At 70.7% G+C, this 23,148-nt stretch carries 18 protein-coding genes, 1 pseudogene and 1 riboswitch; of the genes and pseudogenes, 16 read left to right on the top strand and 3 right to left on the bottom strand.

The features are described 5' to 3' along the window. Positions 1-348 precede the first annotated feature (348 nt). The 10 genes and pseudogenes from ACGFI1_RS22590 (at position 349) to lysX (ending at position 11,577) form a co-directional block, all read left to right on the top strand. Positions 349-1,122 (top strand): ABC transporter ATP-binding protein, encoded by a 774-nt coding sequence (locus ACGFI1_RS22590; protein WP_364553343.1) that lies wholly within the window; start codon positions 349-351, stop codon positions 1,120-1,122. Beyond that, positions 1,122-3,611 carry an ABC transporter permease gene (locus ACGFI1_RS22585; RefSeq protein ID WP_392787518.1) on the top strand — a complete coding sequence of 830 codons (2,490 nt, stop codon included), beginning with the start codon at positions 1,122-1,124 and terminating at the stop codon, positions 3,609-3,611. The genes ACGFI1_RS22590 and ACGFI1_RS22585 overlap by 1 nt, the downstream gene beginning before the upstream one ends. 110 nt (positions 3,612-3,721) lie before the next feature. After that, positions 3,722-4,663 (top strand): Rossmann-like and DUF2520 domain-containing protein, encoded by a 942-nt coding sequence (locus tag ACGFI1_RS22580; RefSeq protein WP_386876227.1) that lies wholly within the window; start codon positions 3,722-3,724, stop codon positions 4,661-4,663. Positions 4,664-4,710: 47 nt separating this feature from the next. Beyond that, positions 4,711-5,565: a pantoate--beta-alanine ligase gene (gene panC / locus ACGFI1_RS22575; protein WP_392787514.1), complete on the top strand. Its 855-nt coding sequence runs from the start codon at positions 4,711-4,713 to the stop codon at positions 5,563-5,565. After that, on the top strand, positions 5,565-5,981 hold the full coding sequence (gene panD, locus ACGFI1_RS22570) for an aspartate 1-decarboxylase (RefSeq protein WP_138641653.1): 417 nt from the start codon (positions 5,565-5,567) through the stop codon (positions 5,979-5,981). The genes panC and panD overlap by 1 nt, the downstream gene beginning before the upstream one ends. Positions 5,982-6,553: 572 nt before the next feature. Further along, positions 6,554-7,951, top strand: a pseudogene (locus ACGFI1_RS22565) (L-aspartate oxidase); the annotation flags it as partial. A gap of 132 nt (positions 7,952-8,083) precedes the next feature. Then, a complete protein-coding gene (locus ACGFI1_RS44380) occupies positions 8,084-8,386 on the top strand; it encodes a hypothetical protein (RefSeq protein ID WP_449202372.1) in 303 nt (100 codons plus the stop codon). Beyond that, positions 8,383-9,240, top strand: a complete 858-nt coding sequence (nadC, locus tag ACGFI1_RS22560; protein ID WP_392787509.1) for a carboxylating nicotinate-nucleotide diphosphorylase — start codon at positions 8,383-8,385, stop codon at positions 9,238-9,240. Before ACGFI1_RS44380 ends, nadC begins: the two co-directional genes overlap by 4 nt. A gap of 14 nt (positions 9,241-9,254) precedes the next feature. After that, positions 9,255-10,037, top strand: a complete 783-nt coding sequence (locus ACGFI1_RS22555; protein WP_138640185.1) for a type III pantothenate kinase — start codon at positions 9,255-9,257, stop codon at positions 10,035-10,037. Positions 10,038-10,122: 85 nt separating this feature from the next. Next, a complete protein-coding gene (lysX, locus tag ACGFI1_RS22550; RefSeq protein ID WP_392744467.1) occupies positions 10,123-11,577 on the top strand; it encodes a bifunctional lysylphosphatidylglycerol synthetase/lysine--tRNA ligase LysX in 1,455 nt (484 codons plus the stop codon). Here the strand turns inward: lysX and ACGFI1_RS22545 are convergent. Together ACGFI1_RS22545 and ACGFI1_RS22540 are read right to left on the bottom strand one after the other, a co-directional pair. After that, positions 11,564-12,805 (bottom strand): cytochrome P450, encoded by a 1,242-nt coding sequence (locus ACGFI1_RS22545; protein ID WP_392787506.1) that lies wholly within the window; start codon positions 12,803-12,805, stop codon positions 11,564-11,566. The two genes, lysX and ACGFI1_RS22545, sit on opposite strands and share 14 nt — an antisense overlap. Before the next feature lie 202 nt (positions 12,806-13,007). Next, entirely contained in the window at positions 13,008-14,030 is a 1,023-nt protein-coding gene (locus ACGFI1_RS22540) for a LacI family DNA-binding transcriptional regulator (RefSeq protein ID WP_387078148.1), read from the bottom strand. A gap of 490 nt (positions 14,031-14,520) precedes the next feature. On the opposite strand from ACGFI1_RS22540, the gene ACGFI1_RS22535 reads away from it, so the two are divergent. After that, positions 14,521-14,751: a LuxR C-terminal-related transcriptional regulator gene (locus ACGFI1_RS22535; RefSeq protein ID WP_021591725.1), complete on the top strand. Its 231-nt coding sequence runs from the start codon at positions 14,521-14,523 to the stop codon at positions 14,749-14,751. A 305-nt stretch (positions 14,752-15,056) separates the two neighbouring features. On the opposite strand, the gene ACGFI1_RS22530 is transcribed toward ACGFI1_RS22535, so the two are convergent. Next, complete coding sequence (locus tag ACGFI1_RS22530) at positions 15,057-16,037, bottom strand: C40 family peptidase (RefSeq protein ID WP_240808371.1); 981 nt, start codon at positions 16,035-16,037, stop codon at positions 15,057-15,059. A gap of 3 nt (positions 16,038-16,040) precedes the next feature. Continuing rightward, positions 16,041-16,247, bottom strand: a riboswitch (cyclic di-AMP (ydaO/yuaA leader). A 269-nt stretch (positions 16,248-16,516) separates the two neighbouring features. On the opposite strand from ACGFI1_RS22530, the gene ACGFI1_RS22525 reads away from it, so the two are divergent. From ACGFI1_RS22525 to ACGFI1_RS22505, 5 genes are all read left to right on the top strand, one after another. Beyond that, positions 16,517-17,047, top strand: coding sequence for an amino-acid N-acetyltransferase (locus ACGFI1_RS22525; protein WP_392744357.1), 531 nt, complete (start codon positions 16,517-16,519; stop codon positions 17,045-17,047). Continuing rightward, positions 17,044-17,886: an RDD family protein gene (locus ACGFI1_RS22520; RefSeq protein ID WP_387078142.1), complete on the top strand. Its 843-nt coding sequence runs from the start codon at positions 17,044-17,046 to the stop codon at positions 17,884-17,886. The genes ACGFI1_RS22525 and ACGFI1_RS22520 overlap by 4 nt, the downstream gene beginning before the upstream one ends. Positions 17,887-17,893: 7 nt before the next feature. Continuing rightward, positions 17,894-18,640 (top strand): RDD family protein, encoded by a 747-nt coding sequence (locus ACGFI1_RS22515; RefSeq protein WP_392787502.1) that lies wholly within the window; start codon positions 17,894-17,896, stop codon positions 18,638-18,640. A gap of 1,216 nt (positions 18,641-19,856) precedes the next feature. After that, positions 19,857-20,180: a histone-like nucleoid-structuring protein Lsr2 gene (locus tag ACGFI1_RS22510; RefSeq protein ID WP_067629101.1), complete on the top strand. Its 324-nt coding sequence runs from the start codon at positions 19,857-19,859 to the stop codon at positions 20,178-20,180. A gap of 376 nt (positions 20,181-20,556) precedes the next feature. Continuing rightward, positions 20,557-23,091 carry an ATP-dependent Clp protease ATP-binding subunit gene (locus tag ACGFI1_RS22505; RefSeq protein ID WP_392787500.1) on the top strand — a complete coding sequence of 845 codons (2,535 nt, stop codon included), beginning with the start codon at positions 20,557-20,559 and terminating at the stop codon, positions 23,089-23,091. The last annotated feature ends 57 nt before the right edge of the window (positions 23,092-23,148 follow it).

Here is a 23,148-nt window from a genome sequence, read left to right as displayed (position 1 = left end):
CCCCCCCCCCCCCCCCCCCCCCCCCCCCCCCCCCCCCCCCCCCCCCCCCCCCCCCCCCCCCCCCCCCCCCCCCCCCCCCCCCCCCCCCCCCCCCCGCTTCTCCGTTCTCCGGGCCTCTCCGTTCTCGGTGCGCAGCCGAGCGAGTTCGCGGGAGCGCGCGCGGGCGGGTCAGCGGGGCGAGGGACGGCGCCGTACGACTCAGGTCGTACACGGGCGGCGCGGATAGCCGGGAGGGGGACGCGGAGCGTGGACGCCGGGGCGATGGCGGCGGCGGCCCGGATTCCTAGCGTGGTTCCCGATCGATCGCGAACGCGACGACGACGCAGCACGACCCATGAAGGAGCCACCGTGACCAGCACGTTCACCGATCCGCCCGGGGGAGCCCCCGCCGCCGCGGCGCCGCCCGCCGTCACCGCCGAGGGCGTGTCGAAGGTGTACGGGTCCGGGGACGCGGCCGTGCATGCGCTGCGCGGGGTCGGCGTCGGGTTCGCCCGCGGCGCGTTCACCGCGATCATGGGCCCGTCCGGGTCCGGGAAGTCGACGCTGATGCACTGCCTCGCCGGGCTGGACACCGTCACCAGCGGGCGGATCATGCTCGGCGACGCCGAGATCACCGGGATGGGCGACCGGCAGCTCACGCTGCTGCGCCGCGACCGGGTCGGCTTCGTGTTCCAGGCGTTCAACCTGCTGCCGACGCTCACCGCCGAGCAGAACATCCTGCTGCCGATGGAGCTTGCCGGACGCAAGCCCGACCGTGCCTGGTTCCAGCAGGTCGTGGACGTTCTCGGCCTGCGCGACCGCCTAGCGCACCGGCCGAGCGAGCTGTCGGGCGGCCAGCAGCAGCGGGTGGCGTGCGCGCGCGCCATCGTCGCCCGTCCCGAGGTCATCTTCGCGGACGAACCGACCGGAAACCTCGACTCGCGTGCGGGCGCGGAGGTCCTCGGGTTCCTGCGCGCGTCCGTCCGGGAGATGGGCCAGACGATCGTGATGGTGACCCACGACCCGGTGGCCGCCTCCTACGCCGACCGGGTGGTGTTCCTACGGGACGGTGCGATCGTCTCCGAGATCTACCAGCCGACCCCTGAGGCCGTCCTGGACCGGCTCAAGTCCCTGGGGGCCTGATGCTGAAGACGACACTGGCGGGCCTGCGCGCCCACAAGCTGCGGCTGCTGCTGACGGCGGTCGCCATCACGCTGGGCGTCGGCTTCATCTCCGGCACGTTCGTCCTGACCGACACGATGAACAAGGGCGTGGCCAAGACGTTCGCCCAGTCTGCCGACAAGGTGGACATCGCCGTCCTCCCGGCTGAGTCATCGGACGAGGGCCTGTCGCCCTCGCTGCTGCAGAAGGTTCGCGGCCTTCCCGGAGTCACTGACGCCCAGGGCGCTGTTAAGGGCGAGGCTGCCTTGGTGGGCAAGGACGGCAAGACGGTCGGCGACTACCCCACGATGGGCATGTCCGTGCCGTCCGGACGGCTGCTGCGCTACGACGTCGACAAGGGACGGCCCCCGTCCAACGGCGGTGAGACCGTCATCGACGGCAAGGTCGCCAAGCGGGAGGGCTTCGCCGTCGGCGACACCGTGACGGTCCTGGACGACAAGAACCGGCCGCACAAGTTCACCGTCGTCGGGCTGGTCGACTTCGGCATCGACCAGGAGGCGAGCATCTTCGGCGCGGTCGGGTTCGACCCGGTGACCGCGGCCCGCATGACCGGCGAGACGTCGTTCCAGGAGATCGACATCGCGGGCACCGTGACCATGTCCGCCGTGAAGGCCGCCGCCGGCCCCGGCCAGCGCGTCTACACGGGGGAGGAGCTGGGCGCGAAGCTGGCGAAGGCGGCGGGCGCCGACACGAAGATCATCCGCACCGGGCTGCTGATCTTCGCGCTGGTCGCGATGCTGGTGTCCGCCCTGGTCATCTACAACACGTTCGCGATCCTCGTCGCGCAGCGGATGCGGGAGATGGCGCTGCTGCGCTGCGTCGGCGCGACCCGCCGGCAGATCTTCGCCGGCGTCCTCACCGAGTCGGCGGCGGTCGGCCTGACCGGCTCGCTGCTCGGCCTCGGCGTGGGCGTCGGCCTCGGGCAGGGCGCGCTCGTGCTGATCAGCAACCTGAACGGCAACGTCTCCGTCACCGGCCCGTCGCTCGCGCTGCGGACGGTCCTGGTCGGCCTCGCGGTCGGCGTCGCCGTGACCGTCCTGTCCGCGCTGCTCCCCGCCCGCGCCGCGACCCGCGTCGCGCCCATCGCGGCGCTGCGCGCCGACGCCGAGCCGGGCGGCGGACGGTTCCGGCTCGGCGTGTGGCGCACCGCCGCCGCCGTCCTGCTCGGCGTCGCGGGCCTCGCCATCGGCGTGTTCGCGGCCCTGGTGATGGAGAAGGGCGAGGCCGCGATGTTCGCGGTGGCCTTCTCCGGCTGCGTCTTCTTCCTCGCGGTCGTCGCGGCGATGCCGGCGCTCGTCCGCCCGCTGGGACGGCTCGCGGGGGCGATCCCGGCGCGGCTCGGCGGCGTCCCCGGGCGGCTGGCGGTGGCGAACGCGCAGCGCGCCCCGCGCCGCACCGCCACCACCACGATCGCGCTGACCGTCGGCGTCGGGCTGATGAGCCTGTTCGCGGTCATCGGGGCGAGCAGCAAGGCGACCGCGAGCCACGAACTGGACGAGCAGTTCCCCGTCCAGTACAGGATCGCCACCCAGAACGGCGAGGCCCTCCCGCGCGCGCTTGGCGAAGACCTGCGCAACCGGCCGGAGGTCGAGAAGGTCGTCGAGCTCCGCGACAAGGAGACCAAGGTCGACGGCGAGGACGCGTCCATCACCACGGTCAGCGCGTCCGCGTGGGGCGACATCGCGAAGCCGGAGATGAAGACCGGCGCGCTCTCCGACCTCAAGCAGGGCACCGCGTTCGTGGACGAGAGCGCCGTGACCGGCTCGGGCTGGAACGTCGGCCGGACGCTCCAGGTCGCGACGCGCAGCGGTACCGTCCCCGTCAAGATCAGCGGCGTGTACAAGATCGGTGGGCAGTTCAACGGGATCGTCCTGCCCGAGGCCGATTTCGCCCGGTACTTCGGCGCCGTGGACCCGTCCGAGATCTTCGTCAAGAGCAACGAGGCCGTCCCCGACGACCGGGTGCGCAAGGCCGTCGACCAGGCGGCGCAGCCGTACCCGGCGGCGAAGGTCGAGTCCAGCGCCGACTTCCAGCAGCAGCTGGAGGACGCGATCGACATGGTCCTGATGGTCTTCGGCGGGCTGCTCGCCCTCGCGATCATCATCGCGCTGTTCGGCATCGCCAACACGCTGACCCTCTCCGTCGTGGAACGGACCCGCGAATCGGCGCTGCTGCGCGCCCTCGGCCTCACCAAGCGCCAGCTCCGCCGGATGCTGTCCATCGAGGCGGTCGTGATGGCGGTGATCGGCGCGGTGACCGGGGTCGCGCTCGGGATCGTGTTCGGCCTGGCCGCGACCAGCGCGATGGCGGACGGTGCCGTGTTCGCCCTGCCCTATCTCCAGATCGCCGGGTTCGTCCTCCTGGCCGGCGCGGCCGGGACGCTCGCCGCCGTCATGCCCGCGCGGCGCGCCGCGAAGACGTCCATCGTCGAGTCCCTCGCGCATGACTGAATGGGAGGGCGGGGTGGCGCTCGTCACCCACCGGACCACGTGACCGGGTCCCATGGGTACTCTGGTTCGCGCCCGTCCGGTACCTACACGTGAGGACTGGAACGAAACCGATGGACCCCAACGTCACGCCCTCCTCCGGCGCGCCCGGAAACGCCCCCCGCGGGGGGACGGAGGCCCCGGAGGACAGGCCCGCGCGGCTCGCGGTCGGCGTCGTCGGCGCCGGCCGCGTCGGCACGGCGCTCGGCGCCGCGCTGTCCCGCGCGGGCCACCGCGTGGTCGCCGCGGCCGCCGTGTCCGACCGGTCGCGGTCCCGCGTCGAGGAGCGCCTGCCCGGCGCGGACGTCGCCCCGCCGCAGGACGTGGTGGCGGCCGCCGACCTGGTGCTGCTGACCGTCCCGGACGACGAGCTGCCCGAGCTCGCGGCCGGCCTCGTCGCCGCGGGCGTCCCCGTCACCGGGAAGCTGGTCATGCACACCAGCGGCCGGTACGGGACGGCCGTCCTCGACCCGCTCACCCGCGCCGGCGCGCTCCCCCTGGCCCTGCACCCGGCGATGACCTTCACCGGACGCCCCGACGACGTGAACCGGCTCACCGGCATCTCGTTCGGCGTCACCTCGCCCGAGCCGCTGCGGCCCGTCGCCGAGGCGCTCGTCCTGGAGATGGGCGGCGAACCGGTGTGGATCACCGAGGACGCGCGCCCGCTCTACCACGCGGCGCTCGCCGGCGGCGCGAACCACCTGGTCACCCTGGTCGTCGAGTCGATGGACCTGCTGTCGCGGGCGGGCGTGGCCGAACCCGGCCGGATGCTCGGCCCGCTCCTCGGCGCCGCCCTCGACAACGGGCTGCGCCTCGGCATCGACGGCCTCACCGGCCCGGTCGCGCGCGGCGACGCCGGGACGGTCTCCGACCACATCGCCGAACTGGGCAAGGTGTCCCCGGAGAGCCGCCGCGCCTACATCGCCCTGGCCCGCCTCACCGCCGACCGCGCGCTCGGCGCCGGGCTGCTCAAGCCCGAAGACGCCGAACGCCTCCTGGAAGCCCTGGCCGATTGACCCTGGTCAGCCACCCCCGTCCCTCCGCCCCCACCTCAGGAGGCCGCTTGAAACCCGTCATCGCGCGGACACGTGAGGAACTGGCCGCGGCGCGCGCGCGTATCGAGGGCACGCTCGCGTTCGTTCCGACCATGGGCGCGCTGCACGAAGGGCACCTGTCCCTGATGCGCGAGGCCCGCCGCAATGCCGACAAGGTCGCCGTCAGCATCTTCGTCAATCCGCTCCAGTTCGGGCCCGGCGAGGACTTCGACCGGTACCCGAGGACGTTCGAGGCCGACGTCGAGGCGTGCGCCGCCGAGGGCGTCGACCTCGTCTTCGCGCCGACCCGCGACGTCATGTACCCCGACGAGCCGCAGGTCACGATCAAGTCGGGGCCGATGGGCGAGGTCGTCGAGGGCGCGGCGCGGCCCGGCCACTTCGACGGGATGCTGACCGTCGTGCTCAAGCTGCTCAACCTCGTCCGCCCCGACGCGGCGGTCTTCGGGGAGAAGGACGCGCAGCAGCTCGCGATGATCCGCCGCATGGTCGCGGACCTGAACGTGCCCGTGCGGATCGTCGGCGCGCCGACCGTCCGCGAACCCGACGGGCTGGCCCTCTCCAGCCGCAACCGCTACCTCTCGGAACCCGAGCGCCGGACCGCCCTCGCCCTGTCGCGCGCCCTCCGCGCCGGCGCGGACGCCGCCGGCGACGGGCCGGACGCGGTCCTCCGCGCGGCCGGCGCCGTCCTCGACGGGGCCGCGGCCGCCGACCCGCCCCTCGCACTCGACTACCTCGTCCTCGTCGACCCGGCGACCTTCACCCCCGCCACCGGCGGCGGACCCGCCGTCCTCGCCGTCGCCGGCCGCGTCGGCGCCACCCACCTCATCGACAACGTTCACCTCCAGCTCGGCAAGGAGCACTGATGATCCGGACGATGTTCAAGTCCAAGATCCACCGCGCCACGGTGACGCAGGCGGACCTGCACTACGTCGGCTCGCTCACCATCGACCAGGACCTGATGGACGCCGCCGACCTCCTCCCCGGCGAGCAGGTCTCGATCGTGGACATCGACAACGGCGCCCGGCTGGAGACCTACCTGATCGCGGGCGAGCGCGGCTCCGGCGTCATCGGCATCAACGGCGCCGCGGCCCGCCTCGTGCAGCCCGGCGACCTGGTGATCATCATCAGCTACGCCCAGCTCACCGACGCCGAGGCCCGCGAGTTCGTGCCCACCGTCGTCCACGTCGACCGCTCCAACAAGATCATCTCCCTGGGCAGCGACCCCGCCGAGCCCGTCCCCGGCACCAAGACCACCCGAGGCGACCTGGTCCACGGCTAACCCCCCGAGCGCGACCTCGCCCGAGGCCGTCCGTCTCTGGGCGCGACCTGTCATGCCCGGACGCGCAGGGCGCGCGAGCTGCGGCGGCGTCCCTCGACCGGGGCCGTCCGACGCATGGGGACGACCTGTCGTGCCTGGACGCGTATGGCGTGCGGCTGTGGGGCCTTGACCGAAGTCGTCCGTCCTGTGAGGCGACCGGGCGTCCGCGGGCGCGCAGGGCGTGCGGAGTGCGGGGACGGGCCACGAACGATGGCGTCCGTCGTGTAGCCGGCCGGGCGACCAGTCGTGCGTGTGCGGCGCAGGGCGCGCGGGTTGTACGAGCGGGGCGGGGCCTCGCCCGAGGCCGTCCGTCGTGTGGGGGTGACCTGTCGTACGCGGCGGGCAGGGTGGGCGGAGTGCGGGGGCGGGTCGCGACCGAGGGCGTCCGTCCTGTGAGGGTGACCAGTCGTGCGTGCGGCGCAGGGCGTGTGAGCTGCGGGGGTGGGCGGTTTCGTTGGGAATGTGGGGGGCGGGCGTTCGGGTTCTCCGGGGTTAGGGTCATAATGACGAGAACCGATTCCGGAGGAGGGCTCATGATCCCTTCCGTTCTCCACGCCCCCGCGCCCGGCTGGACCGCCGAGGCCGACGTCGTCGTCGTCGGCTCCGGCATCGCCGGACTGGTCACCGCACTGCATTGCCGCCCCCACGGGCGGGTCCTGCTCGTCACCAAGGCTCTCCTGGACGCCGGGTCGACGCGGTGGGCGCAGGGCGGGATCGCCGCCGCGCTCGCCCCGGACGACAACCCCGAGGACCACCTCGCCGACACCCTGACCGCCGGGGTCGGGCTGTGCGACGAGGACGCCGTCCGGGCGCTCGTCACCGAGGGGCCCGACGCCGTCCGCGGGCTCATCGAGCTCGGCGCCGCCTTCGACCAGGCCGCGGACGGCGGCATCGCGCTGACCCGCGAGGGCGGCCACCACCGGCGCCGCATCGCGCACGCGGGCGGCGACGCGACCGGCGCCGAGATCAGCCGCGCCCTCCTCGCCGAGCTCAAGGACTCCGGCGTCGAGGTCATCGAGCACGCGCTCGTCCTGGACCTGCTGAAGGACGCCGCCGGACGCGCCGCCGGGATCACCCTCCACGTGATGGGCGAGGGCCAGCCGAACGGCGTCGGCGCCGTCCGCGCCCGTGCCGTCGTGCTCGCCACCGGCGGGCTCGGCCAGGTGTTCTCGACCACCACCAACCCCGAGGTCTCGACCGGCGACGGCGTCGCGCTGGCCCTGCGCGCCGGGGCCGAGGTCGCCGACCTGGAGTTCGTCCAGTTCCACCCGACCGTGCTGTGGCTCGGCGACGGCGCGACCGGGCAGCAGCCGCTGATCTCCGAGGCCGTCCGCGGCGAGGGCGCCCACCTCGTCGACCACGCCGGCGAGCGCTTCATGGTCGGACGGCACGAACTCGCCGAACTCGCCCCGCGCGACGTGGTCGCCAAAGGGATCATGAACCGGATGCACGAGACCGGCGCACCCTGCATGTTCCTGGACGCCCGCCACTTCGGCGCCGCGATGTGGGAGTCCCGTTTCCCGACCATCCTGGCCGCGTGCCGGCACCATGGCATCGACCCCGTCACCGAACCGATCCCCATCATCCCCGCCGCGCACCACGCCAGCGGCGGCGTCCGCACCGACCTGCATGGCCGCACCACCGTCCCCGGCCTCTACGCCTGCGGCGAGGCCGCCTGCACCGGCGTCCACGGCGCCAACCGCCTCGCCTCCAACTCCCTCCTGGAGGGCCTGGTCTTCGCCACCCGAATAGCCACCGCCCTCTACACCGACCTTCCTTCCGCAACCCCGACCACCACACCTGCGACCACCACACCTGCGACCGGCCCGTCCACGACCGGCCCGTCCACGGCCAGCGTGTCGACGACTGGTGTGTCCACGGCCAGCGTGTCTGCGAGCGTCGTGTCTGCAACTGCCGAGCGCGCCGTGCCTGCGGGTGCCGAGCCCGTCGTGTCTGCGACCGCCGAGTCCGTCAGGGGTGCGGCGGAGGCGGCCGGGGACGGTGCGGCTTCGGAGTCGGGGTGGTTGGTGGGGGCTGGGTGTCGGGGGGAGATTCAGCGGATCATGACCTCTCATGTCGGGGTGCTGCGGGGCGCCGCGGGGCTGGAGCGGGCGGTGCGGGAGTTGGAGGGGCTTCCGGGCGGGGACGCCGAGCCCGGGGTGGCGGCCTGGGAGGTCACCAACCTGTACACCGTCGCGTCCGCGATCGCGCTGGCGGCGCGGCGGCGGGAGGAGACGCGCGGGAGCCACTGGCGGGAGGACTTCCCCGAGCGGGCGGACGGCGCGTGGCGCGGGCATCTGGTGACGCGGCTGACGGGGAACGTCCTGACGACCACGTACGAACCTCTGGAAGGAAAGCGCTCATGACACCTGAACTCTCGCAGCGCCTCAGCGCCGCCGGGCTCGATCCACAGGCTGTGGAAAACCTCGTCCGGACGGCGCTGGCCGAGGACGGGGAGGTCGACGTCACCAGTACGCCGATCTTCGCGCCGGACGAGACCGCGGCCGGGGACCTCCGGGCGCGGGAGACCGGTGTCGTCGCCGGCGTCCCGGTGGCCTGCGCGGTCTTCGAGGCGCTGGACGTCGCCTATGAGGCGAAGGCGGAGGACGGCGACCGCGTGGTGCCGGGGCAGGTCCTCATCTCGGTCAGCGGGCAGACCAGGGCCGTGCTGAGGGCCGAGCGGACGGCCCTGAACATGCTCACGCACCTGTCCGGCATCGCGACGGCGACGCGGCGGTGGGCGGACGCCATGGACGGCACCAAGGCCCGTGTACGCGACACCCGTAAGACCCTTCCGGGGCTGCGCGCACTGCAGAAGTACGCCGTCCACTGCGGCGGCGGGGTCAACCACAGGATGGGCCTGCACGACGCAGCGCTCATCAAGGACAACCACATCGCGGCGGCCGGAAGCGTCACCAAGGCTTACGAGGCGATCCGCGCCGTGTACCCGTCCCTGCACATCCAGGTGGAGTGCGACACTCTCGCGCAGGTGCGGGAGGCGCTGGAGGTGGGCGCGACGAGCATCCTGCTCGATAACATGACCGACGCTGAGATGGCCGAGGCGGTGCGCCTTGTAGCGGGGCGGGCGGAGCTTGAGGCCAGTGGTGGCCTTACCCTGGAGCGGGCCCGAGACGTCGCCGTTACCGGGGTGGACTACCTTGCCGTCGGCGCGCTGACGCACTCGGCGCGCGTGTTCGACATCGGCCTTGACTTTTCCTGACCAGCGGGGACCTGATGCTGCTCACCATCGACGTCGGTAACACCCAGACCGTCCTCGGCCTGTTCGAGGGCGACGAGGTGATCGAGCACTGGAGGATCAACACCGATCCGCGGCGCACCGCCGACGAGATCGCGGTGGTCCTGCAGGGCCTCGTTCAGCAGAGCCCCCTGCTGGCGGAGACCGACATCAGCGGCATCGCGCTGTGCTCCACGGTCCCGTCCGTCCTGCACGAGATGCGGGAGATGTGCCGCCGCTACTACGGCGACGTGTCCGCGGTGATCGTGGAGCCGGGCGTCAAGACGGGCGTCCCGGTCCGCATGGACAACCCCAAGGAGGTCGGCGCCGACCGCATCGTGAACGCGCTCGCCGCCGTCCACACGCACGGCGGGCCCGCGATCGTGGTCGACTTCGGCACCGCGACCACGTTCGACGCCGTGTCCGCGAAGGGCGAGTACGTCGGCGGCGCGATCGCCCCGGGCATAGAGATCTCGATAGACGCGCTGTCGTCGCGCGGCGCGCAGCTGCACAAGATCGAGCTGGTCCGGCCGCGCAACGTGATCGCGAAGAACACGGTCGAGGCGCTGCAGTCGGGGATAATCTTCGGCTTCGCCGGCCAGGTGGACGGCATCGTCGAGCGCATGTCGGACGAGCTGGCCGAAGACCCCGACGAGGTGACGGTCATCGCCACCGGCGGCCTCGCGCCGCTCGTGCTGGAGGAATCGCGCAGCATCGACGTCTTCGAGCCGTGGCTGACGCTCATCGGGCTGCGCCTCATCTACGAGCGCAACACCCCGTAGGGGGCGAAGTCGTTCGCGGCGCGTCCGGCGGGCTGGATAGCCTTGGGACGTGAGTGACGAGACCTTCGACGAGCTCCCGGAGCAGATGCGCGTGCGCCGGGAGAAGCTCGACCGGCTCCGCGAGAGCGGGATCGACCCCTACCCGGTGACCTTCCCCCGCACGGCGACCATCGCCGAGATCCGGGCGAAACACCCGGACCTGGAGCCGGGCACCGAGACGGGTGAGAAGGTCGGCGTCACCGGTCGCGTCATGCTCATCCGCAACACGGGCAAGCTGTGCTTCGCCACGATCCGGGACGGCGGCGGCGACCTCCAGGTCATGCTGTCGCTGGCCAACGTCGGCCAGGAGCAGCTCGACTTCTGGAAGCGCGAGGTCGACCTCGGCGACCACATCGGCGTCGAGGGCGAGGTCATCACGTCCCGCCGCGGCGAGCTGTCGGTCATGGCCGACCGGTTCGCGATCACGTCGAAGTGCCTGCGCCCCCTGCCGGAGAAGCACGCCGGGCTGACCGACCCCGAGGCGCGGGTCAGGCAGCGCTACGTCGACCTCATCGTCAACGACGAGGCGCGCAAGATGGCGCGGATCCGCAGCGCGACCGTGCGCGCGGTGCGCGACTTCTGGCACGAGGAGGGCTACCTCGAGGTCGAGACGCCCATGCTGCAGCCCATCCACGGCGGCGCGGCGGCACGTCCGTTCAAGACGCACATCAACGCGTACGACATGGACCTCTACCTGCGCATCGCGATCGAGCTGTACCTGAAGCGGCTCGTCGTCGGCGGCATCGAGAAGGTCTTCGAGATCAACCGGAACTTCCGGAACGAGGGCGCGGACTCCACGCACAACCCGGAGTTCACGATGCTGGAGGCCTACGGCACGTACCTCGACTACAACGACATGGCCGACCTGACCCAGCGGATGTACCAGAAGGCCGTCGTCGCGGCCCTGGGCACCACGGTGGTCGTCCATGACGGGGTGGAGATCGACCTCGGGCTGCCGGAGTGGCCGCGCATCACGCTGTACGGGTCGGTGTCGGAGGCGCTCGGCGAGGAGATCACGCCGCACACGCCGATCGAGGACGTCCGCAAGCTCGCCGACGCCCGCGGCATCTCGTGGGACCCGAAGTGGGGGCAGGGCAGGCTCGTCCAGGAGGTCTTCGAGGAGCTGATCGAGCACACGCTCGTCCAGCCCACGTTCGTCATGGACTACCCGGTCGAGACGTCCCCGCTGACCCGCCAGCACCGCGAGGAGCCGCTGCTCACCGAGAAGTGGGACCTCATCGGCTTCGGGACGGAGCTCGGCACCGCCTACTCCGAGCTGGTCGACCCGGTCGAGCAGCGCCGCCGGCTCACCGAGCAGTCGCTGCTCGCCGCGGGCGGCGACCCGGAGGCCATGCAGCTGGACGAGGACTTCCTGCGCGCCCTGGAGTACGCGATGCCGCCCACGGGCGGGATGGGCGCCGGCATCGACCGGATGATCATGGCGTTCACCGGCAAGGGCATCCGGGACACGATCCTGTTCCCGCTGGTCAAGCCCGAATAGTGACCGGCAGGTCGCGCAGGCCCCGCAGGACGAGGTTGTCCCGGTAGACGAGGCCGCCGCCCGCGGGATCGGTTCCGGCGAGGGCCACGTCGCGCTCGAAGAGCTTCTTCAGCGCGACCTGGCCCTCAAGCCGGGCCAGTGGAGCGCCCAGGCAGAAGTGGATGCCGTGCCCGAACGACAAGTGACGTGGCGTGTCCCGGCCTTCGGTGTAGCGGGTGAGGTCGAGACGGTCGGGATCGTCGAAAACGGCCGGGTCGCGGTTGGCGGCACCGGTCAGTAGTAGGACGAGCCTTCCGCGTTCTACGGGCGTACCGTCCAGCTCGACGTCCTCTAGGGCCGCCCTGAGCGTGAGCTGGACGGGCGGGTCGTAGCGGAGGAGCTCCTCCACGGCCGCTTGGACGTTCTCAGGCCGCGCCCTGAACAGCTCCAGCTGCGCTGGATCGCGCAGCAGCGCCAAGGCGCCGTTCCCTATGAGGTTCACGGTCGTCTCATGGCCCGCCACGAGCAGCAGTACGCACGTCGCAAGGAGTTCCTCCTCCGACAGGACGTCGCCGCCGTCCGAGACGCTCACGAGGGCGCTCAGGAGGTCGTCCTGCGGGCGGGCGCGCCGCTCGGCGGCGAGATCCCGGAAATACGCGGCGAACTCCTCGCGGGCCGTCTCGCGCTGGGCGATCTCGTCCTCCGGCAGGAGGAAGTCGGGGTCGAGGCCGCGGGCGAGGCTGTCGGACCAGCCCTTGAACAGGTCGCGGTCCCGCGGAGGGACGCCGAGCATCTCGCTGATCACGATGACGGGGAGCGGGTACGCGAGCGTCGCGATCAGGTCGACCTCGCCGGACACGCCGTCCAGCAGCTCGTCGACCAGCGCCTCGACCCGCGGCCGCAGCCGCTCGACGAGCCGCGGGGTGAACGCCTTGCTCACCAGCCGCCGGAGCCGGGTGTGGTCGGGCGGGTCCAGGGTGAGGAACGACCGGTTCCGGACCCGCGACTCGCGCCACAGCCCGCCGCCCTCCGGCCGGTGCCCGAACCGGGGGTCGCGCAGGACCTGCTCGCACAGGTCATAGGACGTGGTGACGCGCAGGCCGACCTCGGTGCGGTGCAGGCGGCGCCCACCGGCCGCAAGGCGCCGGTAGTGCGCGTACGGGTCGGCCCGGAACGCCGGATCCCCTGGATCGAAACCGAGCACCGCCGCGGCCTCGGCCTCCACGACCTGGGCTGTCCTGTCCTCCATATCCCCAGTCACCCGGAGATCAGACGACATGTCAATAGTGCTCCGGGCGCCGCGCGCGCCGGGCTTGTCGCCCTGAAGGTCGGGGTTGATCGCTTTCGCGTGCTCCGCCCCGTCTCGGGGGCTAATCCGGCGGGCCGCAGGGGCCATCCCGCACGCGGTGACGGTGGCGGGCCGGGGCCTCATTGCCCCTGGCCCATGGTGGTCAGGCGCTTTCGCGGATCACCAGTTCGGGGCGCTGGACGACCTGCCGGTGCTGGTGCGACTTGCCCTCGCCGATCTCCGCCAGCGCCAGTTCGGCGGCCTCCCAGCCCAGCTCGCGGCGCGGCTGCCGGATCGTGGTCAGCGGGACGGCGGCGCTCGCGGCCAGCTCGATGTCGTCATAGCCGATGACGGCGATGTCGTCAGGGACGCGGACGCCGAGCCGGGTCAGCTCGTTGATCAGCCCGATGGCCAGCAGGTCGTTGGCGCAGAACACGCCGTCCGGCCGCGGGGACAGGGCCATGACCTCGTGGGCGGCGGCCTGGCCCTCGGTGGGGCTAAGGGCGTCCTGGACGAGCGTGATGGGCTCGCCGAGACCCGCCTCAATGAGCGTGCGGGCGGCGCCGTCGCGGCGGTCGACGCAGGGCAGCGGTTCCGGGACGCCGGTCACGAACACGATCCGCTCGCGGCCGATGCCGAGCAGCCGCGCGGCGGCGATCTCCCCACCCGCGAAATGGTCGACCCGGGCCGAGCACGCGTCGGCCGAGTCGCGGTCGATCACCACGACGCTCATGCCGGCGGCGCGCAGCCGGGAGATGTCGCCGGGGTTCCCTCCGACGGGGATGATCAGGACCCCGGCGGCCTGCTGCTCCTCCAGGAGCTCCAGCGAACGGCGCTCCTTGGCGGACGAGTGGTCGCTGGAGAGCCAGAGGGCGTCGTGGCCCGCCTCGTTGAGGGCCGCCTCGGCGCCGCGCGCGACATCGGACGCGTACGGGTTGGCGAGGTCCTCGACGACGATGCCGAAGGCGCGCCGCGGCTGGTCGCCGAACTCGCCCGCGGTGCGCTCGGGGCGCCGCCGGAGCCGGCGCGCGGACTCGTTCCGCACGAATCCGAGCTCCTCGATCGCCGCGCGGACGCGGTCACGGGTAGCTTCGGCCACGAGGTCTGGCCGGTTTAGGACATTCGAAACGGTCCCAACTGAGACTCCAGCCCGCCTCGCGACCTCACGAATACTGGTCTGTGGCAACTCGCTCCTCGTCCCGACCCAGGAGTGTTTCCCCAGGTAGTGGAGTTATGCGCGGTACAGAGCGAATCGAGCGACTACGGAACGTCGCCGATCGGACGCATACCGCATTTGGGCAGCGCTTGACGGGCCGGATCCGGCCGCCTAGCGTTCCGAGCCGAAGCGTAGCTTGAAACGATTCACGATCTTGCTCAGCGGCAAGACGCGGCGAGTCCGACGAGGAGGGCCGGATGCGGATGGCTGGCGATCTCATCCCGTCTCCCTCGGACGACCAACGAGTGAATCGTCACCCGGAGTTCCCCCGTACGACCCCGCAATCGGCCAGGCGGCCACCTCCGGCCAAGCTCGTGAGACAGCAAAGGAACCCGATGATCTAAGTCCGGAGGGCTCCGGACCCGGCAACCCAACGCGCGTACAGATCGAGGCCCAACCCGTGCCTGTGCAGCGGACGGCTGCATCCCCGCGGTCATCACCACGGACGAGGGAGGACGGAGTGGAAACAGCCACACTCGCACGTCGTGGCACCGACGATTTCGGGCTGAGCGAGGAGGAGATCCGGCTGCTCGCCCAGATCGCGAGCGGTGTCACCGCCGATGTGGCGGCACGCAAGCTGGAGCTGAGCGCACGGACCTTGCGGCGCCGGTTGCGGACGATCTGCGACCGGCTGGAGGTCAACACTCCTATCGAGGCCGTGGTGTGGGCGGCCCGGAGGCAGCTCATCTAGCCGGCTTCACCCCCCGACGCTCGCCAGGGGACGGGCGAGCGTCACCGAGAGATCCAGGCGGCGAACCGAACTCCGTCCGACCCCGCAGCGGCGGCGCCGGCGCCCTGGCAGGTAGGTCCCTGCAGGTGGCGTCGCCGCGGACGGCGTTCAACCCCCCATGGATCCCATAGTCATGCGCACCTCCGCAGTCATGCGCACATTCGCGGAGTAGGCGCACACCCACTCAGCCTTGCGCACACCCGTGCTCGCGAGCGCACGCGCTTCGGTGGCGGGAGCCAGGCGTCCCGGACCGAGCGTGGGCCGGGTCAGGCGACGCGGACGCCGCCCGCGAAGGGCCGCCCGTCCATGGAGGCGATCTTCACGACGTCGCCGGTGTGCGGCGCGTGGATCATCTTGCCGCCCCCGATGTACATCCCCATGTGGTGCAGGTCGGCGTAGAAGAACACGAGGTCGCCCGGCTGGAGCTGGCTGCGGGACACGTGGGTGCCGGCGTTCCACTGGCTGCCGGTGTAGTGCGGCAGGTTGATGCCGACCTGCTTGTAGGCCCACATCGTCAGGCCGGAGCAGTCGAAGGTGCTCGGCCCGGAGGCGCCCCAGACGTACGGGCGGCCGAGCTTGCCCATCGCGTACCGCAGCGCCTGCGCGGCCTTGCCGGTGCCGATGACGGGGAGCTTCGCGAGCTGGGACGGGTCCCGCTTGACGATCGTGCCGCGGACCTTCTCGTAGGCGTCGGTGACCTTCTTGCGCTGCGCGTCGAGCTGGGTCCGCAGCTGCTTGACCTGCGCGGCGCGCGATTCGGCGGACTTGCGGGCGCGCTGGGCGGCCTGCATCGCCTGCATGAGGCCGAGCACCTTGGTGCTGTCGCGCTTGGCGAAGTAGTTGAGGGTGGCGGCCTGGTCGAGGACGGCCTGCGGGTCCTGGGAGGCGACGAACGAGACCGTCGGATCGGAGCCGCCCTGCATGTAGCTGGTCGCGGCGAGGGTGCCGACCTTCTGCCGGATCGCCTGGAGCGACTTCTCCTGCCGCTCGGCGTTCTCGGTGGCGACCTCGGCGGCGCGCTTGGACTGCGCGAGCTTCACCTTCAGGCCGTTGTACTGCTCGGTGAGCTGCTCCAGCTGGTCGGCGAGCTTGAAGGCCTGGGAGCGGAGTTCTTTGGTGGACGGCTCGGGATCGGCGTGCGCGACGGCGACGGTGTGCGGAGCGGCCGTCAGCGCGACGAGCGCGCCGGCCACGGTGACCGCGCGGCCGCGGAAGCGTCGAAGGGAAGCAGACCGCGAGTGCTGCACGAGTTCTCCTCTCCTCGACCGCCTACCGGGTTAGCTGACGGGTTGGGGCCGGAGCAGCCCGTCCGCGAGCGTGCGCGGGCCAGGCCGCGGCGCTGCGGATTCACCCCTGCCGGCCGCTGCTTCGGGGCAATCCCCGGAAACGCTCCGAAAGTGGGTCCCCGGCTCCCCGGGGCGCTGGTTCGCGGCCCGTGGACTCGGCGGTTCGGCCTCCGTTCTGCGGGTGGCCGATGTCAGCGATGGACACTAACGGAATGCGGATTGGATGCCAACCAGATCCTGAGAAGTCGCAGGTCGGACGGGCGGGGCGCGCTTCCACCGGCGGCCTCCGGGGGCGCTGAGCGATGTGTTCTGGGTCACTTTCCAGAGGCCCGAGCGGCCTATCTAGTCGCTTTTATCTAGTCACCCTTCTGCTGTGCTCACCACGCGTATGCGCACGCCGACGTTCGGCAAGGTCCGGTGTTCGATAATCTCGCCTGTTTGTGGAGGTCGTGATCCGGCGTGCCCGTACCGCCGATGTTCAGGAGATCCGCAGGCTGGTCGATCTGTACGCCGGGTCGGGGCGACGCCTGCTGAAGAAGTCGACGGTCAAGCTGTACGAGGACGTCCAGGAGTTCTGGATCGCCGAGGACGTCCAGCGAGGGACGCCTGGGCGCGTCGTGGCCTGCGGGGCCCTGCACGTCATGTGGGAGGACCTCGCGGAGGTCCGCTCCGTCGCGGTGGACAAGGGGTACGGCGGACGCGGCATCGGCCACCGCATCGTCGCCCGGCTGCTGGAGACGGCGCGTGAACTCGGCGTGCGGAGGGTGTTCTGCCTTACCTTCGAGGTGGACTTCTTCGCGCGCCACGGCTTCGAGCAGATCCTCGGTACACCGGTGTCGCCTGAGGTGTATGAGGAGCTTCTCCGCTCTTACGACGAAGGCGTGGCAGAGTTCTTGGACCTCGACCGGGTCAAGCCGAATACGTTGGGCAACACCCGGATGTTGCTTCGCCTGGAGGACTGCCCCAAATGAGCGATTCCCCCCACCGCGGACGGCGTTACCAACCGCCGCAGGGCCAGGGTGCCTACGGTCCCCCGCCCCCGTACCAAGGTCCCCAGTGGCAGCAGCAGCCACAGCACCAGCAGCAGCCACAGCAGCAGTGGCAGCAGCCCCAGCAACCTCAGCAGGACTGGGGGCGCTCCTACGAGCCGTCCTACGACCAGTACGGCGACTCCCAAGGCTCCTATGGCGACCCCCACGGCTCCTACGGCGGCTCCCACGGCAGCGAGATGGAACTGGCGCCCATTCACCGCAGGGCCGGCGCCAGGGTCATCGACAACGCCCTCGTCGCCGTCTTCGGGTTCGCGCTCATCCTGCCCGTGACGGTCGCCGCGTTCGGCCTGGGCGGTGAAGGCGGCAACGACGAGGAAGAGGGCGGCATCTGGAACTGGCCCATCATCTTCACCCTGTTCTTCGTCATGTCCGTGCTGCCGTTCCTCTACGAGGCCGTCCAGCTGTCCATGTGGGGGCGGACGCTGGGCAAGCGGATCCTGGGCCTGGGCATCGTGCAGGCCCGTCCTGCGGGCGAGCCGATGAGCACGACGCAGGCGATCTGGCGCGCTGGGATCGTCCACGTCGGCTACCAGGTCGGTGTCTTCTTCTTCCTGGTCCTCGCGGTGATGGTGTGGGAGTACGCCGCGTACGGGATGGCGCTTGTCTGGGTGGGCGGTCTGATGGCCTACCTGTGGGCGATCTGGGACCAGCCTCTGCACCAGGCGCTGCACGACCGTTTCGCCGGCACGCTGGTCATCGACGAGCGAGGCACGTACGAGGAGTACGGCGACGACCAGTACACCGAGTACGCGGAGTAAGTCCGCGATGGCGGTTTTCCTCGCCGACCCGGGGCAGCGCCTGCTCGCGCGTGTGGTCGACACGCTCATCGTCGGTGTGCCCGTCATCGTCGTCGTCCGCGAACTGGTGTCCGGGCACATGGTGGACGTCGTCGCCCCGCCCGCCGTGGCGGGGTGCATGCTGCTGTATGAGGCGGTCCAGCTCGCCCTCTGGGGCCGGACGCTCGGCAAGCGCTTCGCGGGCATAGAGGTCGTCACCGCCCTGCCGGAGGGAACATCCGCCCTATCGGGCGCCAGGGCGGGCCAAGAGGCCGCAGGGGGCGTTGGCGACGCCCAGGGTGCGGCGGAGTCGGGTGCTACGGCCAACGGCGGAGTGAGCTTCCTCCCGGCGTCCGTGCCGGGGTTCGTACCCGCCGCGAAGCCCGCCGTGCCCGCGGAGGCAGGGACGCCCGAGGACGTCTCAGCCCCTCCCTCGCCCGAGCCCGCTCCCGTGGGCGCGCCGGAGGCCACTAGCGCGGAGACGGCCGCCGAGGGGCTCCCTGAGCGGGTGGAGGCCGGCGCCCGGCCCGGCGTTCTGCAGTGCGTTCTCCGGGCGGCGGTTTATTCGCTGCCGATCGCGATCCGCCCGATTCCCGTGGCCGGTGTGCTGGCGAGCGTCTTCTGGGTCGTGAACGCCGGTGTCATCTTCGAGGGGACTCGCCGCCAGGCCGTCCATGACAGGCTCGCGGGGACGCTAGTGGTAAAGCGCGGGACGCCCGATTCCCCGGCCTTCTGAGGGCCACTCGCGCGCGTACGGGCACGCTCCCGGCGCCTTGATCCCTGGTTACGCGTCCGGATGCATCGCAGCACGAGGGTATTCGCTGCCTTCTACATGCTTTTGCGGAGAGATGGCCGGGTCTGTTTCGGACGCACGGGCTTGGCCGGGTCAATCCCAGCTCGTTCCGGTTACGGCCCTGAATCGAGCGGGGATCTGTCTCGTCCCGGATGCCGCCTCCGGATTGAATGCCCCTTCGGCCGCCCCTTGCCGTGCCGCCTGCGGTGTCGCTTCTTAGCGGTACTGGACTTACTCTGGATGGGACAGGGTCTCACCCGGAACGGACTTTCCCGGGCCCATGCGCGCCGTGGGGCGGACAGGGCGGCGTTCGCCCCGGGGATCCCGGCCGGGCGGTTGTTGAAGTAGACAACGGGCGGTCGGATTGTGCCACAATCACCTGATTTCCCTGGCTGAACCATGCGCGGCGCGGTTCGCCGGGGATCACGCTCGGCGACTTCCGCTCACACCCCGCCGGAACCGATTTTCGGCCCGGCTCCCGACCCGGTTATCTCTCCACATCCCCGGGTCAGGGCGATGATCTGTGCATTCCGTTGCCGGCTGATCTCCCGCGCATACCCGTCCGCATACCGGTCCCTTGTGCGCCCATACGCGGTTCCGTGCGGCTTCAGGCGTTCTCCCGCGGCCGTCCGGCGTCGTCCCTGGTCCCCGGCGGGCTCCCGCCCCCGGGCCGGACGGCGGGGCGCTCGATGATTCGCGGCGGGCGGGCCGGTTAGCGCCGTTACGTCAGCGTTAATCGTTGGCGGCGGTGCCGGAGTGCACCGCCTGTTAAGGTCCGATCAGGGACTTTCCGTCCGGAGCGGCTCCCGCGTCCGAAAGCCGGAGCTCCCGCAAACCCCGAACCCCGAGCCGTGCAAACCCGGGCCAAAGCGTGCGCGCCCGCCCAGGTCAGCGTGGTCCGCAGTGACACTGGTCACGCCGCGAAAACCTCGGCCCGCGTCCCGGTGCCCGCAAATTAGGGGATGCCGGGCCGTCACCGGTCCTCGTGCGTCCCGCCGACGCTCCGGAAACGACGAGGCCGATTACGCGCGGTCACCGGCGGAAGGGGACTTCGATCCCAGTGCCGGTTCATCGGGAGTGCTGGAATTGTCATCCGCGGAGTTCTCGGTATATCTTTGTCAACCGATTGAAGTTTGCTCCAGCCGAAAGGTCTGTCCCCATGGCACAGAAGGTTCAGGTGCTTCTCGTCGACGACCTCGACGGTGGCGAGGCGGACGAGACCGTAGCGTTCTCGATCGACGGCGCCTCCTACGAGATCGACCTGAGTGGCGCCAACGCAACGAAGCTGCGGGAATCGCTGCAGCCGTTCGTGGAGAAGTCCCGCAAGGCGGGCACGGTCTCGCGCCGCCGCCGGCAACGCGGCGCGTCCAGCCGGGAACGCAGCGCCGAGATCCGCGCCTGGGCCAAGAACAATGGCATCAAGGTCAATGAGCGCGGACGCATCCCGGCCCACGTGATCGAGCAGTACGAGGCGGCCAACTGAGCCGCTCGCCCGCCGCGGCCCGTCTCCGTTAGCGAGGCGGGCCGTTCGCTTCCGCGGAGTCGTTCGCTTGTGGCGTAGCCGTAATGGGGTTCGGCCCGGACACCGCGCGGTACAGAGGCGGCGCGGGCGGAACTCCGGCCCCATTCGGGAGGTTCGCCCCGCGCCCCGATCGACCTGCGGAAAGCCCCCGTTCGCTTGCGGCGTAGCGGGAACATGACGCACCGATGCGGTAGTTGGATGAGACTGAACAGCGCTTAGCTGGGGAACGTCTCCTGGTGGGAGTGCACCGGGCGGCCTCCTCGGGGCGGGCTAGCATGCGGAAGGACAGTTCCGGACGTTCCGGACTCTGCCCAACCGCTCTGTGAGGAGCGACGAGATGTTCGAGAGGTTCACCGACCGCGCGCGGCGTGTTGTCGTCCTGGCTCAGGAGGAGGCCAGGATGCTCAACCACAACTACATCGGTACCGAGCACATCCTCCTTGGCCTGATCCACGAGGGTGAGGGTGTCGCCGCGAAGGCTCTGGAGAGCCTGGGTATCAGTCTTGAGGCGGTGCGGCAGCAGGTCGAGGAGATCATCGGCCAGGGTCAGCAGGCGCCGTCGGGGCACATTCCGTTCACTCCGCGTGCCAAGAAGGTGCTGGAGCTGTCGCTGCGTGAGGCGCTGCAGCTCGGCCACAACTACATCGGCACCGAGCACATCCTCCTTGGCCTGATCCGTGAGGGCGAGGGCGTGGCCGCCCAGGTGCTGGTGAAGCTGGGCGCCGATCTGAACCGGGTGCGTCAGCAGGTCATCCAGTTGCTGCACGGCTACCAGGGCAAGGAGCCCGCCGCGTCCGGCGGCCCCTCGGAGTCGGCCCCCTCCACCTCCCTCGTGCTGGACCAGTTCGGTCGGAACCTGACGCAGGCTGCGCGTGAGGGGAAGCTTGACCCGGTGATCGGCCGGGACAAGGAGATCGAGCGGGTCATGCAGGTGTTGTCCCGCCGTACCAAGAACAACCCGGTCCTGGTGGGTGAGCCCGGCGTCGGTAAGACCGCCGTGGTCGAGGGCCTGGCGCAGAAGATCGTCAAGGGCGAGGTCCCCGAGACGCTGAAGGACAAGCAGCTCTACACCCTGGACCTGGGTGCGCTGGTCGCGGGATCCCGCTACCGGGGTGATTTCGAGGAGCGCCTGAAGAAGGTGCTGAAGGAGATCCGCACCCGGGGCGACATCATCCTGTTCATCGACGAGCTCCACACGCTGGTGGGTGCGGGAGCGGCCGAGGGCGCGATCGACGCCGCGAGCATCCTGAAGCCGATGCTGGCGCGGGGTGAGCTGCAGACCATCGGCGCCACGACGCTGGATGAGTACCGCAAGCACCTGGAGAAGGACGCGGCGCTGGAGCGGCGGTTCCAGCCGATCCAGGTGGCCGAGCCGTCGCTGTCGCACACGATCGAGATCCTCAAGGGGCTGCGGGACCGGTACGAGGCGCACCACCGGGTGTCGATCACCGACAGTGCTCTGGTGGCGGCGGCGCAGCTGGCCGACCGGTACATCAGTGACCGGTTCCTGCCCGACAAGGCCATCGACCTGATCGACGAGGCCGGCTCCCGGATGCGGATCCGGCGGATGACGGCGCCGCCGGACCTGCGCGAGTACGACGAGAAGATCGCCGATGTCCGCCGGGACAAGGAGTCGGCGATCGACGCGCAGGACTTCGAGAAGGCCGCGGCGCTGCGCGATAGCGAGAAGCAGTTGCTGGGGCAGAAGGCGCAGCGGGAGAAGGAGTGGAAGGCCGGCGACATGGACGTGGTCGCCGAGGTCACCGACGAGCTGATCGCCGAGGTGCTGGCCACCGCGACCGGGATCCCGGTGTTCAAGCTGACCGAGGAGGAGTCGACCCGGCTGCTGCGCATGGAGGACGAGCTCCACAAGCGCGTCATCGGCCAGGAGGACGCGATAAGGGCGCTGTCGCAGTCGATCCGCCGCACCCGCGCCGGGCTGAAGGACCCCAAGCGTCCCGGCGGCTCGTTCATCTTCGCCGGCCCGTCGGGCGTCGGGAAGACCGAGCTGTCCAAGACGCTGGCGGAGTTCCTGTTCGGGGACGAGGACGCGCTGATCCAGCTGGACATGTCGGAGTTCATGGAGAAGCACACGGTCTCGCGGCTGTTCGGGTCCCCGCCCGGCTACGTCGGGTACGAGGAGGGCGGCCAGCTCACCGAGAAGGTGCGGCGCAAGCCGTTCTCGGTGGTGCTGTTCGATGAGATCGAGAAGGCGCACCAGGACATCTTCAACAGCCTGCTGCAGATCCTGGAGGACGGTCGTCTCACCGACGCCCAGGGGCGTGTGGTGGACTTCAAGAACACCGTGATCATCATGACCACGAACCTGGGGTCCAAGGACATCTCCAAGGGCGTGTCGATGGGGTTCGCGCGGCAGAACGACGAGCAGGGCTCGTACGAGCGGATGAAGGCCAAGGTGTCGGAGGAGCTCAAGCAGCACTTCCGGCCCGAGTTCCTCAACCGTGTCGATGACACCGTGGTGTTCCACCAGCTCACCCCGAAGGAGATCATCCAGATCGTGGATCTGATGATCGCCAAGGTCGACGAGCGGCTCCGCGACCGCGACATGGGCATCGAGCTGCGGCAGGAGGCCAAGGACCTGCTCGCCCTCCGCGGCTATGACCCGGTGCTGGGGGCGCGGCCGCTGCGCCGCACGATCCAGCGGGAGATCGAGGACACGCTGTCGGAGAAGATCCTCTACAGCGAGCTCAAGCCCGGCCAGATCGTGATCGTGGGCACCGAGGGCTTCGACCCCGACAACCCCGACACGGCCGACAACGCCAAGTTCACCTTCAAGGGCGTGCCCAAGCCCACCGGCGTCCCCGACAGCCCGCCCCCCATCGAAGGCGCGGTCAACTTCAACAAGGACTGACCCACAATCGCATAGCCCAACGCGCAGGGGCCCGTAGCCGGAACCATCCGGCTGCGG

Source organism: Actinomadura geliboluensis (assembly GCF_043197915.1).
Lineage (GTDB): Bacteria > Actinomycetota > Actinomycetes > Streptosporangiales > Streptosporangiaceae > Spirillospora > Spirillospora geliboluensis.
This window is presented reverse-complemented; position numbering and strand designations above follow the sequence as displayed.